The organism is Salinactinospora qingdaonensis, from assembly GCF_039539445.1.
Lineage (GTDB): Bacteria > Actinomycetota > Actinomycetes > Streptosporangiales > Streptosporangiaceae > Salinactinospora > Salinactinospora qingdaonensis.
In genome coordinates this window covers 115,889-129,946 of sequence record NZ_BAABDD010000003.1, presented here as the reverse complement: position 1 = coordinate 129,946, position 14,058 = coordinate 115,889, and the positions used below count along the sequence as shown (strand labels likewise).

Below are 14,058 nucleotides of genomic sequence, written 5' to 3'. Positions count from 1 at the left end.
GCGGCGCTGATTAATGTGGGGCCACCGTTGCGGGAGAGTGCGGTGGTGCCGGGCCGAGGTGCTCCACCCGTCGACTATTACTCACTAGTAACATGGCGTTGTCTCTGGTGTGTGGCGCACCAGGGGCCAACGACATCAGCAGGATGGGAGGCCACGGGCGATGCTCCACATGGTTTTGGGGCTCTTCACGATCGCCTTCTCCGTCGTCGGGGTGGTGATGTTCGCCTTCGGCATTCGCCAGATGGTGCGAACGATCCGCCTCGGCCGTTCGGCGGGGGAGCGCAAAGGGCCCTTCGGTCAGCGACTGACGAACATGCTGATCGAGGTAATCGGGCATACGCGGATGCTGAAGTGGCGGTGGATCGGCATCGCCCACTGGTTCGTCATGGTCTCATTCGCGTCACTGGTATTCACGCTGATCGAGGCCTACGGCGAAGTATGGGACCCCCACTTCGAGATCCCGATCATCGGCGGCTGGGCCCCCTACGGGCTCCTCATGGAGGCCATCGCCGCCCTCAGCGGCGTGGCCATCCTCGGGCTGGCCACCTACCGCCAGGTCAAAAACCCCAAGCGCCTGGGCCGCGCCTCGCGCTTCGACAACTCCGTGCACTGGCAGGCCTACTACGTCGAGGCCTACATCTTCGGCATCATCGCCTGTATCTTCCTGATCCGCGGCTTCAAGGTCGCGGGCGGGCACTTCGAGTACCCGCTGTGGGCCACACCGATCTCCCACGCGCTCGGTACGGTGCTCCCGGCCTCCGACCCCGCCATCACCGTCACTGCGACCGTCAAGATCGTCATCTCCTGGCTGTTCTTCATGGTCATCGCCAGGATCATGACCATGGGGATCGGCTGGCACCGCTTCACGGCCTTCTTCAACATCTACTTCAAGCGCAACGCCGACGGCAGCCCCGCTCTGGGAGCCGCCCAGCCGATGGTCAACAAGGACGGCCAACCGCTGGACTTTGAAGAGGCCGACCCCGACGAGGACCCCTTCGGCGCCGGCAAACTGGAGGATTTCACCTGGAAGGGGCTGCTCGACTTCACCACCTGCACCGAGTGCGGACGCTGCCAGTCCCAATGCCCGGCCTGGAACACCGGAAAGCCGCTTTCGCCCAAGAAGCTCGTCATGGACCTGCGCGAGCACACCTACGCCAAGGCGCCCTACCTCATGGACGGGATCACCGCCGAGTCGGAGAACGTGCCCGACGACGTCCTCTCCCTGCTGGAGAAGCCCCTGGTGGGCACCGAGGAGGAGGGCGGCGTCATCCACCCCGACGTGCTGTGGTCGTGCACCAACTGCGGCGCCTGCGTCGAGCAGTGCCCGGTTGACATCGAGCACATCGACCACATCATGGACATGCGCCGTTACCAGGTCATGATCGAGTCGAACTTCCCCTCCGAGGCCAACACCCTGCTGAAGAACCTTGAGAACAAGGGCAACCCCTGGGGCATGAGCGAGATGCGGCGCCTCGACTGGGTCGAGGAGCTGGCCAACGCCGACGAGCCCATCGAGGTTCCCGTCGTCGAGGACACGCTGCCCGAGGGCACCGAGTACCTGTTCTGGGTCGGCTGCGCCGGCGCCCTGGAGGACCGCGCCAAGAAGACCACCAAGGCCATCGCCGAGCTGCTGCACACCGCCGGCGTCAAGTTCGCCGTCCTCGGCGGGATGGAGGCGTGCACGGGCGACCCGGCGCGCAGGCTGGGCATGGAATTCATCTTCCAGATGCTGGCCCAGCAAAACGTCGAGACTCTCAACGACGCCGGCGTGACCAAGATCGTGGCCAGTTGCCCGCACTGCTTCAACACCCTCGGCAACGAGTATCCGCAGTTGGGCGGCGACTACGAGGTCATCCACCACAGTCAGTTGCTGGCCAAGCTCGTCGACGAGGGTCGGCTGACGCCGGTGCAGCCGGTGGAGGAGAAGATCACCTACCACGACCCGTGCTTCCTCGGTCGCCATAACAAGGTCTACACGCCGCCGCGCGACATCATGGCCCAAGTGCCCGGAGTGAGCACCCAAGAGATGCACCGCCACAAGGAACGGGGCTTTTGCTGTGGCGCCGGTGGCGCCCGGATGTGGATGGAGGAGCGCATCGGCAAGCGCATCAACACCGAGCGCGTGGACGAGGCACTGGGCACCGATCCCGACACCGTCTCCACCGCCTGTCCGTTCTGCCAGGTGATGCTGGGCGACGCCATCAACGAGAAGAAGTCCGCGGGCCAGGCCAAGGAGAGCCTTGAAGTCGTGGACGTCTCGCAGTTGTTGCTGCGCTCGGTCAAGGAAGAGCGGGGCGAGGGGCAGGCCGCGGTGACCACGCAACAGGAATAGCAGAGCACCTTCTAGAAGCTGCCGGTGTTGGGGGCGCCGCCGCGACGGCGTCCCCAACGGTCGTCTGCCACGCGGGAGAGGCGGACCGCCGGCGCGCCAAGCCGCGCCTTAGCGGCGAGAGCGGCGCGCGCCGCGACGACGGCGCCGGTGGGTTCCGCCGGTGCGCGCCGCCACAGGGGGATCGGCGTCGAGGGGGCGCTGGGGCAGCACGCCGAGAACCTCGTCGATCTCCTCTACCGTCAGTTGGCCGTCGGTGGCAGCCACAGCGACGAGTAGCTCGGTGTACAGCTCGATCTCTGCGAGTGCCACATGGTCGTGGAGGCGTGCATCGAGATCGGAGTCCACCGCACTCACCTCCAACGAACAGTCTGGTGCGGCACTATGGCCCGGCACTCCCAGGCGTTCCGAAATGACCTGCCGACGGTCCCTGTGACGCTAGGCTACGCTGCGGTAGCCTCGCCTCGCATGACCCAGAGGAACCATTCTCTGGCCATCCACCGATGTAGTTCCGTAGTGGCATGCCTTCGTGGCATTTCGGACGCCAAAGTAACTAGGGCGATTGAATCGATGGCTTTCCGTCGGTGCCAGGGCAAGGAAACCTGACCGAAATGCGACCTTCAACCCCACCCATTCCCCTGGTTAGGGATACCCCTCCCCTAGTCCAACGGAGTGGGGAGCGCTGTCACCGTTGCGGGCGCCAGCGGACCTCGCGGTGCCAGGTGGAGTAGCGCAGATACTTCTCGGGGGTCTCGGCGAAACCGGCGCGGTCCTCCTCAGTCAACTCCCGGACGACTTTCCCGGGGACACCGGCCCATAGCGTGCCGGGCGGGACCACCTTGCCGGGGGGCACGAGCGCCCCCGCCGCCACCAGCGCGCCCGCCCCCACCCGGGCGCCGCCGAGCACGGTGGCGCTGATCCCGATGAGCGCGTCCTCCTCGATGATGGCGCCGTGGACCATGGCCTTGTGCCCCATGCTGACCCGGTTGGCCAAGACGGCGGGCTCACCTGGGTCGGAGTGCATCCCGCACTGGTCCTGGATGTTGCAGCGTTCGCCCACGACGATGTCTTCGGTGTCGGCGCGGAGCACTGAGCCGTACCACACACTGCTCTCCGTGCCCACGCGCACCCGGCCCACGAGCACGGCTCCGGGAGCTATCCAGGCGTCGGGATGGATGTCGGGCTCGCCGAATCCGGCGTCACCCACCAGAGGACCGTTCACGTCGTAGCCTCCTCACCAGCGGCGAGCGCGGGGATAACGGAATGGCCGATAGGGTCCCGCGCGTGCAGAATCGCGCATACCTTAGTAGGTACGCGATCTCGGTGCTCACCAGGGGGATACCCGCCGGTCGCACGAGTTAGCTATCCAGCGCGGTGGTGGGGATCATTACTGTGAACGCGCTCGGTGTGTTCGCACCGTCACCCTTCGCGCGCACCGTTACCCTCTGGCCTATAGGTCCGTTACGATCCAAGACTTCTGAAAAGAGTGTCACCCACGTGTTCTCGGGTCGTTATGGGGATGATGGGCAGAGGGCTGGACACCCTCCCGACTTGCAGCCGACCTGGTTGATGAGGACATGAACGAGCACAGCACAGAGATACTGCCCAACCTGCTTCGAGAAGACGCTTTTCCCACCGTCCGCAAGGGCGGCTACGACAAGCGTCAGGTCGACGACTTCGTCGTCCGCAACCACAACCAGATCCGCGAGCTTCAGGAGCGGCTGGCCCGGGCCCACGACGAGCTGGAGCAGATGCGTCGTGAGCTTGCGGAGGCTAAGGAGAAAGCCGCGACCAAGCCTGAGCACGAAGAGGTCAGCGAACGCATCGGCAACATGCTCCGCATCGCTGAAGAAGAGGCCGCGGACAAGCGCAACAGGGTCGCTGAAGAGGTCGACCGCATCCGCGAGGAGGCCAAGGAGCAGGCCGAGAGCCAGATCAAAGACGCCAAGGACCAGGCTGAGCGCGTGCTCGGCACGGCTCGAGAGCAATCCCAGGAGCTCGTCACCTCGGCCAAGCAAGAGGCCGAACAGTTGCGCTCGCAGGCCAACCAGGAGGCCGAGCGCCTGCTCTCCGACGCCGAGACCCGCTCCAAGAAGATCCACGAGGCCGCCGATCGCCGACTGGCCACGCTCACCGCGACGCACAGCGAGGCGGTGCGCCGACTGACCGACATGCGCGACACGCTGGGCGAGCTGCTTCGCGCCGAGCACTCAGCCGGCTCGTTGGAAGCTGAGCTCAAGCGCTCCGACGGTGCCGCCGCGGCCAAGGACAACGGGCAGCAGGCAGCTCCGTCCGGGCAGTCCGCACTGAAGCCTGAAGCTGCGAAGCCGCAGGGCAACGGTGCGTCGCAGGAGTCCAAGGCCGCCGCTGCGCCCGCCGCGGCACGGGCCGACTCCGCCGGCCAACAGCAGGCCGCGAGCCAGCCGGATTCCGGGCAGCAGCACAGCGCCAAGCAGCCCGGAGCCCAGCAAAGCGCGGGCCAGGAGCACAGCGCCAAGGATTCACCCGGTCAGGGGCAGCCGACCAAGCCCGCTGCCGAGCAGCCCACCGGCTCTGGGCAGCAGGCCAAGGCGGCCGACAAGCCCGCTACGGCGGGCACGGGCAACGACAGCGCCAGTGCCGAGGACGATGACGCCACGGTCAAACTCACGCCCAGCAGCGAGAACGAGGACGCTTCCGGGCACCGGCAGGTTCGCTCTCACCCAGCCAAGCCGCAGGGTTTTCGTTACGCGGGGCCCGCGCCTGAGGAGGGCGGGGCCGCGGCGTCCTCCAGCGAGGAACCGGCCAACACCGGTATCTACCAGCGCCCTGAGCAGAGCGGCGAGTCGGCGCAGGACGACAGCACCGAAGGAGTACGCATTATCCGTCCCTGACTCGTTGGGAGCCGTCGCACGGATTCGGCTATGGCGCGGGAGAGCAGCTCTCCCACCACCAAGGCACCCCGGATGCCGCCGTTTGGCGGCTCCGTGGTGCCTTTTGTTGCTTGATGTTGTGCGACGTCTGTCTTGTGACCTGCTGTCGGCTACTATGCCGAAAGCCATGATTATCCGTGCGGCCATCCGGTCTGATCTGGGCGCGATCCTGCGCCTCCTACGCGATGTCGGCGCCGGCCCACACGCGCGGCCCAGCACCGTCCGCATGTCGTCTGCGGCTGTTCGCGCGTGGACACGGATCGAGACCGACCCCGACCGCACCGTCTTGGTCGCCGAACGCCGCGGCCAGATCATCGGCACCCTTGACCTCATCGTCATCGCCAATCTCACCCATGACGCCCAGTCCTGGGCCGTGGTCGGCAACATCGTCGTCGACGCCGCCTGCCGGCTCCAGGGAGTGGGCCGTGCCTTGCTGGAGGACGCTGTTGACCGCGCCACCCGCGCGGGGTGCTACAAGATCCAGTTGATGCCGCAGGAGGACAGCGTCGACACTCGCGGCTTCTACCACGCTCTGGGCTTTGCCGGCGCGACCTCGGGGTTCTGCCGGTACCTCTGAGGTGCGTCACCCCCACCACCCCTCTTGCCGCCCCTCCTGTGGTGGGTGCACGCCGAAACAGGCGCTCACAAACGGTTTTGTTTGGCCTGCTGTTCCACAACACAGGTCATCCAACATCCCATTTATCCCCCGACACGCCGATAACAGAGTGATAACACACACGGGTCTTGAAATGTGGTTCGCTGAATGTCGGTAGTCGGCTTCGCACGTTTTCGTTGCCGTACGCCGTATTACGGGGGATCTTTATGTTCTTGTGCAATGATTCCAGCCCGCGTTCTACGAAAAAGAGCCCGTGTTATCTACGTCGAATGGCCGCGACCCTATCCGCGATCGCAGCCACGGCGACGATCGGGCTCCTCGCACCCGGCCCCGCCATCGCGGGATCGGCCGTGATGGCTCCGCCGAGTAGCTCGGAGGTGATGGCCCCGCCGAGCAGCGTCGCCTCCGAAGCCATCGCGCACGCCAAATCCCGGTTGGGCACGCCCTACGTCTACGGGGCCGAAGGGCCGCGCGCCTTCGACTGCTCTGGGCTCGTACAGTGGGCCTATCGCAAGGCGGGGGTGTCGCTGTCGCGCACCACCTACACCCAGTACCGGGAGGGGAACGCGGTCTCTACATCAGATCTGCGCCCCGGCGACCTCGTTTTCTTCTACTACGGGCCGCGGCACGTGGGTATGTACCTCGGTGGACAGCAGATGATCCACGCTCCCAAAGCCGGCGGGCACGTGGAGATCGTGCGCATGTCCGGCCACTATGACCGCAACTTCGCCGGCGCCCGCCGCATCGCCTGAACTGCTCCGGCTCGCCGGCCCCGCCCTCTATTCCAACTCGGGGAGGCCGTGGGGCGCGGCCGTGAGCGCGACGCGCGGGTGACCAATGGCCGTGACCGCCTGGGGGCGGCCACGGCCCAACGGCGGTCCCGCACGAGGGGGACCGGCCCGGTCACCGGTTTCGGGCCGACGTGTCGACTTCTCGCTAGCAGGATGCGACCCATTTGTGCGAGGAGACGTTGTCATCGGTCGATTCGCCGGCGCCCGGCCCGTTGTCGGGGTAGTGCAAACTCTGGATGTCGTTGCTGTACCAGCCTCGCGGGATGCACACGGAAGCGCCGTAGTAGTCGAGTCCCCAGTACATCCGGACATCCTCGTAGGTGTGGGCGTAGCTGTCATTGTGGATGGCCGACGCCTTGTTGCGCACATTGCCGCCGGGCTCGCACGTGGACCAGTCGCTGTCGTTGCCGGCCCAGCGACAGTAGGCGCCCCGGTAGTTGACGTGCTCCCACGCCCGGAAATAGCCGGAGGCCATCGTGGCGGAGTCGGGGGCCCTACCGGCGGAGGAGGCCTGCTCGGTAGCCGCTTGCGCCGGTGCCAGTGCGGTCAGAAGGGACACTCCCGTCAGCGCCACGACGCTCACGACCGTCCTGCCCTTGCTGTGGTGGGTCATGCTTTTCCTCTCCCTTGTTGGTCTCGCGGGTCCCGCCGCGGGGCGGCGAGTCTTGGCCGTGGCCGGTGGCGACAGCCCTCACCCGGCCGCCACGATCGATCGGGCGCGCGGTAGCGCCGCGCGCTGGAGCCGGAGCTTGGTCGTGACCGCCGAGCCGTACTCTTCGCGCAGCCGCGCAGCCTGTTTTCGGTCGAGCTGGTGAATCGTTTCAGTTAAGCCGCTGCTGGCGGCGCAGCGCGCTTCGGTCACCGCGACCCCGATCTCCACCTCTCGGGAGTGCTCGGCGTCGGGGGCCAGGAATTCGGCCCGGCTCTGCCATGGGGTGGCGTAGTCGTGACCGTGCCTGCGCATGCACCGTGCCCAGGCCCGCACCGCCTCCTTGAAGGCATCGGCGTCTCGCACCCGTGTCCGGCGTAGATCGGTGAGGTTGTCGCTGACCGCCGTTGCTCGCGACCAGGTCGCCAGGTCGCCGTAGAGCCTGGCCTGGGCGTCGGCGTCGCAGCCGTTGTCGTTTCTACTGAGGGTCATGCCGTTGGGCAGCGTGACCGTAATCGGCGAGGTGGGGGTGCCATTGAGGGCGGTGAGGGCGGCCTCCCGGCGGCGCGGCGACAGCTCGTCCAGGTAGCGCTGGTTGCGGCTGTCCTCTCGCAGGCGCGCGATGCGCGCGTGGAGATCGCTGCCGTAGCCGTGTTCGCTGGCCCAGGCGACGTCGTCGATTACGTATGGGAAGTCCCGGTCCGCGATGACGGGATCGGCGGGGACCGGCCAGGTGGTAAACCCCTGCCGCTCCATACAGTCGCGTATCAGGAGCTGATGCGCCCTGTGCAGGAGCGTCCGCTCCCGCTTGGCCAGCTTCTGCGGCTCGTCTGGGAGCGCGGTAGACGGGCGGCACCCGGTAGCGCCCCACGTTCCCGCAGCGGCCAACGACAGCGACAGCGTGAAAGCGATGATTCGAGGCCACGTTCTCCGCTTTCCGACTGCCCTCCCACGGTGCGGCATCGGCATCCTCCAGGGCGGCGGTTGTTCTCACCTGTTTTCGGTCAGGAAACGGGGAGGTGCTCGGCTCCACCGCAGGCACGAAGCTTGCGGTGGCCGCTACCGATAGGCCAGATCCTCGCCGTCGCCCCATTCCAGGCATGGAATGGGGCGACGGCGATACAGCATGAAGTGCCGGCATGGCGCATTGGTCGCGGTGCCGCGAGCCATTCTACTTCGAGATTTGTCTCGCGGAGAATTTTTGGTGGAAAGTGAAATCGATCTTCTTGGGGTTTTTGTAAAAATTAATTCTGGCGGCAAGAAAATCTGCTTGTTTATGGTTTTTGGGGTGATGTCGGGGTGAGCGGCGTCGTCGGGGCGGCCCGGGAGCCAACATCGGGGCGTGCTCTCAACCACACCCCCGCCCGATCGGAGCGAACGGGAGCGTGAGATCGTCTTAGGCCGGCGTGCCTGCACGCCGTGCCTGCGGCCTGCTCGCGCCTCCCACGCCTCGTCGTGGGGCATTTTGGCGGGCTGGACGGAGCCCCTCGAAACTCAAAGATGAACCCGCTGCTCCCGGAGGTCGCCGTGGCGAGAGGTGGGAAGGCGAGGCGTTCGCCCCCTGACTGGGGAGGCGTTGCGCCATGCGCACGGACCCCAAGGGATAACCGGTGGAAACACTGGCGACACCGCGCGAGATCGAACAGGAGGGGAGCCGGTCATGGGATTTGAGGAACTCTTCGCGCGGCAGCGCATCATGGCCATCCTGCGTGGCCTGCCCACACGCGAGACGGTCGAGCTGGCCGAACGCGCCTGGGAGCTCGGGATCGAGCTCGTCGAAGTCACGGTGCAGACCGCCGACGCGATGCCGTCGCTGCGCGCGGCCATCGCCGCAGGGGCCGAACGCGGGCGAACGGTGGGAGCGGGCACCGTGACCACCGTGGAGCAGGTCACCGCCGTGGCCGAAGCCGGCGCCGGCTTCACCGTCGCGCCGGGGCTCGACCTCACTGTCCTCGACGCCTCCACCGAGGCGGGGCTCCCCCACCTTCCCGGCGTGGCAACCCCCAGCGAGATCCAGCTCGCGCTGGGCCACGGGGTCGAGTGGCTGAAGGCGTTTCCCGCAACTGTCCTGGGGACTGCCTGGTTCCAGGCCATGGTCGGACCCTTCTCGCAGGTCAAGCTCGTGGCCACCGGAGGTCTGGACACCCGCAGCGCCCCCGAGTATCTCGCGGCCGGGGCCCGCGCCGTCGCCCTCGGCTCGGCTCTGTCCGACCCCGAACAGGTTGATCACCTCGCGGCGCTAGCCGGCGGACGCTAGGCAGGAGAGCCGTTATGGGAGCGAGCTGCGCCGAGCGCGCCATAGGAACGCGGGGGACCGGCGTCCCCGGCGTGGTCGCGCTCGTCCACGAGCTCCGGGGAAGCTGCGGCGGCACCGTCCTGCGGCTCCTCGGTGACGCGCTCCCCTTCGTCGACTGCTCCGGCGATGGCGGCGGACATGGTGGCGAGGTGCGTAGAACGGATTGGCACGAGGCCCCCTCAATGGCGTGGTGCGGTCTCTTTCCGCAGTTGTATACCGCTGGTGACACTTCGCCAGAAGGAGATAACTCGGTGTGTCGAGTGCTGGGGCAATCGCCGGGACCACACGGGCCACACGCCGTAGCTGGCTGAACTTCATTGTCACGACAGCGATTGATTCGTCTTTTTAAAAGGTTATAAAAATGCGAAACAGCCCCATTATGGGGCCATGCGTTCTAGGGTCGAAACTATGCATTTCAACTACCCTGGGTTACTTTCAGGTGTGCGCATCGGGACCCGTGTCTCCCCGGCAGCGCTCGCGCGCGCCCAGCGTGTGGAACAGTTGATCGCTAGCCACGCGCCGGGCCTCAATACCGAGATCGTGAGGGTGGAAACCGTCGGTGATCGCCGCCGTGGCTCCCGTCCGCTGCTGAGCGGCCCCGGCACGTTCGCGCGGGAGGTCCACCGGGCGCTGCTGCGCGATCAGGTCGATGTGGCCGTCCACGCCATGAAGGAGATTCCAGGCGATCTCCCGCTCCCCGAGGGCACGACGTTTGGCGCCTATCTCCCCCGCACCGATGTCCGCGACGTCGCGGTCTTCCCGGTCGACTCTCCCTACCGGTCGCTCGCCGAGGCGCCCGAGGGCGCCAGAGTGGGAGTCACCTCCTTACGGCGCGCGGCCCAACTGCTGCACCACTGGCCTCACCTGCGCGTCGAAGGGATACGTGAAGAGACCACGGGTGCCCTCACGCTGCTCGACTCCGGTGACCGTTACACGGCACTCGTGCTGGCCCGCTCCCGCGTCGAACGGCTGGACCGCAAGGACCGCGTCACCGAGTCTCTGCCCGCCGACACGGTGTGTCCAGCACCGGGCACGGGCGTCATTGGCCTACAGTGCCGTGTCGACGACGACCCCATGGGCGAACTCCTGCATCGCCTCGACGACCCCGAAACCCGCACCCACGTCACGGCCGAACGCACCCTGCTACGAGGGTTGCGCGGCCACGACGCTAGCCCGATCGCCGCCTACTGCCACACCCTGCCCGACGGGCGCCTCCATCTGCGCGGCAGAGTCTTCACCCGCGACGGCAGTTGCGTAGTCGAGGCGTTCGGCTGCGACGCCCCCGAACGACCGGCCCGGCTGGGCACCCAGGTCGCCGCCGATCTGCTCCGACAGGGCGCACGGGCCCTGATCGCCCCTGGCGGCAGATGATTCCCGCCATCGGTATGGCCGGCGCGCGCTACGCGGCACGTACCGGCGTTACCGGCGCAGCGGCTCCCCCACCGGCGCACCCTCCGCGCCGGTCAGGCGGCCCGTCCTCGACTCACCTCCGCTAGAGCGCGACGTTGACACAGCCCAGGCGCTGCCCGGCGTCGCCGGCGTGGCCCGCCGCCGTGGGCGTGGGGTTAGCGTGAATCACGATCGAGTTGGCTTCCCCTTCGCGGGGAACCCACTCGACCGTGGTCATCGCGGAGCCGTCCCCGTCGCTGTCGGTCGTGAAGTCGAGCCACGCCTCGTTGCGCGGGTTGGTATAGGTGGGGTCGTTTTCCACCCCTTCGGGGGCTTCGACGTTCTGGTAGTGCGGACCGGCGTCGCCCGGGTGGGGCCCGCACGGCCGCGTGTGTAGGTGGGCCCCGTAGTCCTCGTTCGCCGGGAGCCCGGTGAGAGCAAACGTGAAGCTCGTGCTCACAATCCCGGGGGTCGCCCCGCTGTCCTCAGCGGGTGTGCCGCTGTCGGTGCTGGGCTTTTCCGCGGTTTCGTTCTTCGTTCGCGGGGCCGCCGGAGTGCTCGTGCGCGCCAACAGCATCACTCGCGCGCCCGTGGGGATCTCCTCAGGAACGTAGGTGATGGCGCGCGCATCGTCGGTGTAGGGCTGGAAGGCGCCCGTCACCATTGACGGTGATCCCACCGGCTGCGTATCTCGCTTGGCGGCCACAGGAGAGCCGCTGGCGGCTTTGGGGCCGGCCACGGCGTCATGCTGCTCGCCGCATCCCGCCAGAGTCAGGCAGGCGCAGGTCAAGCCCAGAATGGTTCGCGCTACTGTCCGCACGGTGAGAGCTTCCCTTCTCCGGATGAGTGGTCCGGTCCCGCAATCGAGATCGTACTACGCAAAGCTATCGATTGATCACTCTTAGGATGTTTTGGGACACGCCCACAACCGTGGCGCGGTTCGCCCTGGAGGGCGGGGCACGCCTTAGCCGCCTGCCGCAGGGAGTCCGGCGGGCCGAGGCGGCTCCGCCCGCCGTGTGGCAGGCAGAGAGCTGCTCTGGCCGGGATTGGTTGGAATAAGCGGGACCGGCTGAATGGACACACCTGGTGGATAGGCCCCCTTAACAGTCTCTGGCAGGGGGCGCGGCAACCCCGGGTAGGAGTTGGGGCCAGTGGTGAACCCCCACCCAGTCGAGTTGCCCTTCGAGGCTTTCGTCGTCCCACCGCAGCCGGTCTCTACCGGTGAAGACGAACAGGGTAGCGGGCATTAGCCACGCCATGCGTTGGATAAGTCGTTCCAGTTCGTGATCCGGACGGTTACTGACGTCCTCGAAAGTGTCGAGCAGCACCACCAGTTGGGCTCGACGCTTGTGCGGAAGCTGTTCCAGATCCCACGCCAACAGGTGGGGATAATAGCTGAGCGCGTCGAGGTCTGGCGTGGCTTCCAGGAGGTCGGGTAGCCGGTTGCAGCCAGCGAGCGCCCGGGCTTTGCTGTGGCGTTCTCGCAGCATTGTCACCAGGGCACGTATTCCCGACGTTGCCAGCCCCCCCAACAGCCCTGGCAATGTCAGTGTCTGCGCGGCCTCCTGAACCGCCGACTCCATCTGTGCGCGCAACTCCTCGTTGGATGAGTAGCGGGAGAGCAGGGTGTGCCGCCGTAGATACTCATCCAGGGGCTCCCCCGGATGGTTATCCTCCCAGTAGCGCAGGAACGCCAGGTCGAAGGCGGGCATGCGCGGAGCGAGAGCAGCCACCGCAAGGCGCACCGCCAACAGGACCGTTTCTAAGTTCGCCCCGTTCTTTGTGGACATATCTACCTGAACAGGGAGGAACTTTCCCGCTTTCGAAGGCGGAGCTTCCCACTGCCCCGGCGCTGACTCGGGGCGGGACAGCGAATTCTTGATCCGTTGTGACAGGGTTGATTTGCCGATTCCGCCAACACCGTAGAAAACGAGTACATTGCGACGTGCCTTCTGCACGTCCTGGACGTCGATCTCTCCCGATCTGATCCGTTCCGCCAGACGATCAAGGCTGAGGCGCACGGACTGCCACTCGCTTTGTCGATTGGTGAAGATGTCCTCGGAAACGAGGTCGGTTTCGTTAGTGGCGAACAGGGCACGCAGGTCTCGGGGAGACAAGGACGCTACCTCCACAGGTTCGGAGGAAGACACTGCTTACGGTAGCCAATCCGAACCCGGCCAGGACGATTATGAGGACTCACCACGACAGTAACTGCCGCGAGTGGCCGTCACCGCAGTCTCTGAACGGCAATACTTCACGCTCTTACTGGTGAAACGTCAATTTCTGTGATGTGAGGATAGTGGTGACCGGTATCGGTCAACATCCACCTACAGCCGCTTTTGTGCGCACAGTGCTCCACTTCTCACCTAGGCGGCCCCAGGCGAGTTCTCTACCAGCTTTTCGTGTTCGAAGTGGGTGAGCACGAGACGTCCGGTGGCTATCGCGCCCCGGAAAACGCACTCGCCTGGGACATCCCACTCCCATGGGGTGCCCCAGGCGAGAATCGACACTGCGAAGCGGCAGCAAAAGCCGTAGACCAGGTGGCTAGCCGGCCTGTTTCTTGGCTTCCAACGCTTCCATGGAGATGACGGCCGCTCCCACTGTGCGATGGACCGGCACCTGGCGGTGCAGGCCGACGAGGCGGATCACCTTGGTCACGCGCTCGTTCGGTGCGGCCAGCGCCAGGCTTCCGCCGCGCTCGGTGACGGCGCGGTAGGCGTTGATGGCCGCGTTCAGGCCACTGGAGTCCATGAAGTCCAACTTGGACAGATCGAGGATCAACCACGGCCCGTGCGTGTCGATGGCGGTTAGGACATGATCTTGGAGGTCGGTAGCGGTCGCGATGTCGAGTTCACCTTCGACAGCCACGATTACGCTGTGGTTCTCGACCCGGGTGCTCAGCCCAAGCCTCTGCACGTTCACTCCTCCCAGCCCCACGTGAGTTTGAGGGGTCCCCTAGTAACCATAGGGCAGCAGTGGCAACCGGTACATATCGCCGACGGTGAAGGGACGCCGGCGAGGACTTCTGGGGTTATGTGGCGGTGCCACGAGCTCCCGTAAGGCTTTGAACACATAC

General features: G+C 66.2%; 14 protein-coding genes. 6 read left to right on the top strand and 8 right to left on the bottom strand.

Annotated features, from left to right (window positions below; all coding sequences use genetic code 11):
* The first annotated feature begins 160 nt into the window (after positions 1–160).
* A complete protein-coding gene (locus ABD848_RS04465; protein ID WP_344967583.1) occupies positions 161–2,332 on the top strand; it encodes a (Fe-S)-binding protein in 2,172 nt (723 codons plus the stop codon).
* Between the two features lie 108 nt (positions 2,333–2,440).
* Here the strand turns inward: ABD848_RS04465 and ABD848_RS04460 are convergent, their stop codons facing one another.
* Both ABD848_RS04460 and ABD848_RS04455 read right to left on the bottom strand, forming a co-directional pair.
* Complete coding sequence (locus ABD848_RS04460; RefSeq protein ID WP_344967581.1) at positions 2,441–2,677, bottom strand: hypothetical protein; 237 nt, start codon at positions 2,675–2,677, stop codon at positions 2,441–2,443.
* Between the two features lie 337 nt (positions 2,678–3,014).
* On the bottom strand, positions 3,015–3,551 hold the full coding sequence (locus tag ABD848_RS04455) for a gamma carbonic anhydrase family protein (protein ID WP_344967579.1): 537 nt from the start codon (positions 3,549–3,551) through the stop codon (positions 3,015–3,017).
* 355 nt (positions 3,552–3,906) lie between these two features.
* Here ABD848_RS04455 and ABD848_RS04450 point away from each other — a divergent pair, with 355 nt between their 5' ends.
* The 3 genes from ABD848_RS04450 (at position 3,907) to ABD848_RS04440 (ending at position 6,609) form a co-directional block, all read left to right on the top strand.
* Positions 3,907–5,202, top strand: coding sequence for a hypothetical protein (locus ABD848_RS04450; RefSeq protein ID WP_344967577.1), 1,296 nt, complete (start codon positions 3,907–3,909; stop codon positions 5,200–5,202).
* A 166-nt stretch (positions 5,203–5,368) separates the two neighbouring features.
* A complete protein-coding gene (locus tag ABD848_RS04445) occupies positions 5,369–5,818 on the top strand; it encodes a GNAT family N-acetyltransferase (RefSeq protein ID WP_344967575.1) in 450 nt (149 codons plus the stop codon).
* 308 nt (positions 5,819–6,126) lie between these two features.
* Positions 6,127–6,609: a C40 family peptidase gene (locus ABD848_RS04440; protein ID WP_344967573.1), complete on the top strand. Its 483-nt coding sequence runs from the start codon at positions 6,127–6,129 to the stop codon at positions 6,607–6,609.
* A gap of 184 nt (positions 6,610–6,793) precedes the next feature.
* On the opposite strand, the gene ABD848_RS04435 is transcribed toward ABD848_RS04440, so the two are convergent.
* Both ABD848_RS04435 and ABD848_RS04430 read right to left on the bottom strand, forming a co-directional pair.
* Positions 6,794–7,261: a peptidase inhibitor family I36 protein gene (locus ABD848_RS04435; protein WP_344967571.1), complete on the bottom strand. Its 468-nt coding sequence runs from the start codon at positions 7,259–7,261 to the stop codon at positions 6,794–6,796.
* A gap of 78 nt (positions 7,262–7,339) precedes the next feature.
* Positions 7,340–8,053, bottom strand: a complete 714-nt coding sequence (locus ABD848_RS04430; protein ID WP_344967569.1) for a hypothetical protein — start codon at positions 8,051–8,053, stop codon at positions 7,340–7,342.
* A gap of 904 nt (positions 8,054–8,957) precedes the next feature.
* Between ABD848_RS04430 and ABD848_RS04425 the strand changes: the two genes are divergently transcribed.
* Complete coding sequence (locus ABD848_RS04425) at positions 8,958–9,554, top strand: bifunctional 4-hydroxy-2-oxoglutarate aldolase/2-dehydro-3-deoxy-phosphogluconate aldolase (protein WP_344967567.1); 597 nt, start codon at positions 8,958–8,960, stop codon at positions 9,552–9,554.
* On the opposite strand, the gene ABD848_RS04420 is transcribed toward ABD848_RS04425, so the two are convergent.
* Positions 9,551–9,763, bottom strand: a complete 213-nt coding sequence (locus ABD848_RS04420) for a hypothetical protein (RefSeq protein ID WP_344967566.1) — start codon at positions 9,761–9,763, stop codon at positions 9,551–9,553. The two genes, ABD848_RS04425 and ABD848_RS04420, sit on opposite strands and share 4 nt — an antisense overlap.
* A gap of 238 nt (positions 9,764–10,001) precedes the next feature.
* Here ABD848_RS04420 and hemC point away from each other — a divergent pair, with 238 nt between their 5' ends.
* On the top strand, positions 10,002–10,964 hold the full coding sequence (gene hemC / locus ABD848_RS04415) for a hydroxymethylbilane synthase (RefSeq protein WP_344967564.1): 963 nt from the start codon (positions 10,002–10,004) through the stop codon (positions 10,962–10,964).
* A 121-nt stretch (positions 10,965–11,085) separates the two neighbouring features.
* Here the strand turns inward: hemC and ABD848_RS04410 are convergent, their stop codons facing one another.
* The 3 genes from ABD848_RS04410 to ABD848_RS04400 all read right to left on the bottom strand — a co-directional run bounded on the left by ABD848_RS04410 (position 11,086) and on the right by ABD848_RS04400 (position 13,898).
* Entirely contained in the window at positions 11,086–11,802 is a 717-nt protein-coding gene (locus ABD848_RS04410) for a superoxide dismutase family protein (protein WP_344967562.1), read from the bottom strand.
* A 280-nt stretch (positions 11,803–12,082) separates the two neighbouring features.
* The gene (locus tag ABD848_RS04405; RefSeq protein ID WP_344967561.1) at positions 12,083–12,772 is read right to left on the bottom strand and encodes a hypothetical protein; all 690 of its coding nucleotides are present in this window, start codon (positions 12,770–12,772) and stop codon (positions 12,083–12,085) included.
* Positions 12,773–13,526: 754 nt separating this feature from the next.
* Positions 13,527–13,898: an STAS domain-containing protein gene (locus ABD848_RS04400; protein ID WP_344967559.1), complete on the bottom strand. Its 372-nt coding sequence runs from the start codon at positions 13,896–13,898 to the stop codon at positions 13,527–13,529.
* Positions 13,899–14,058 lie beyond the last annotated feature (160 nt).

Excerpts from the sequence above, each read along its gene's own strand:
- ABD848_RS04465 (WP_344967583.1), top strand. The coding sequence starts at position 161 with ATGCTCCACATGGTTTTGGGGCTCTTCACGATCGCCTTCTCCGTCGTC.
- ABD848_RS04450 (WP_344967577.1), top strand. The coding sequence starts at position 3,907 with ATGAACGAGCACAGCACAGAGATACTGCCCAACCTGCTTCGAGAAGAC.
- ABD848_RS04445 (WP_344967575.1), top strand. The coding sequence starts at position 5,369 with ATGATTATCCGTGCGGCCATCCGGTCTGATCTGGGCGCGATCCTGCGC.
- ABD848_RS04440 (WP_344967573.1), top strand. The coding sequence starts at position 6,127 with ATGGCCGCGACCCTATCCGCGATCGCAGCCACGGCGACGATCGGGCTC.
- ABD848_RS04435 (WP_344967571.1), bottom strand. The coding sequence starts at position 7,261 with ATGACCCACCACAGCAAGGGCAGGACGGTCGTGAGCGTCGTGGCGCTG.
- ABD848_RS04430 (WP_344967569.1), bottom strand. The coding sequence starts at position 8,053 with ATGGAGCGGCAGGGGTTTACCACCTGGCCGGTCCCCGCCGATCCCGTC.
- ABD848_RS04425 (WP_344967567.1), top strand. The coding sequence starts at position 8,958 with ATGGGATTTGAGGAACTCTTCGCGCGGCAGCGCATCATGGCCATCCTG.
- hemC (WP_344967564.1), top strand. The coding sequence starts at position 10,002 with ATGCATTTCAACTACCCTGGGTTACTTTCAGGTGTGCGCATCGGGACC.
- ABD848_RS04405 (WP_344967561.1), bottom strand. The coding sequence starts at position 12,772 with ATGTCCACAAAGAACGGGGCGAACTTAGAAACGGTCCTGTTGGCGGTG.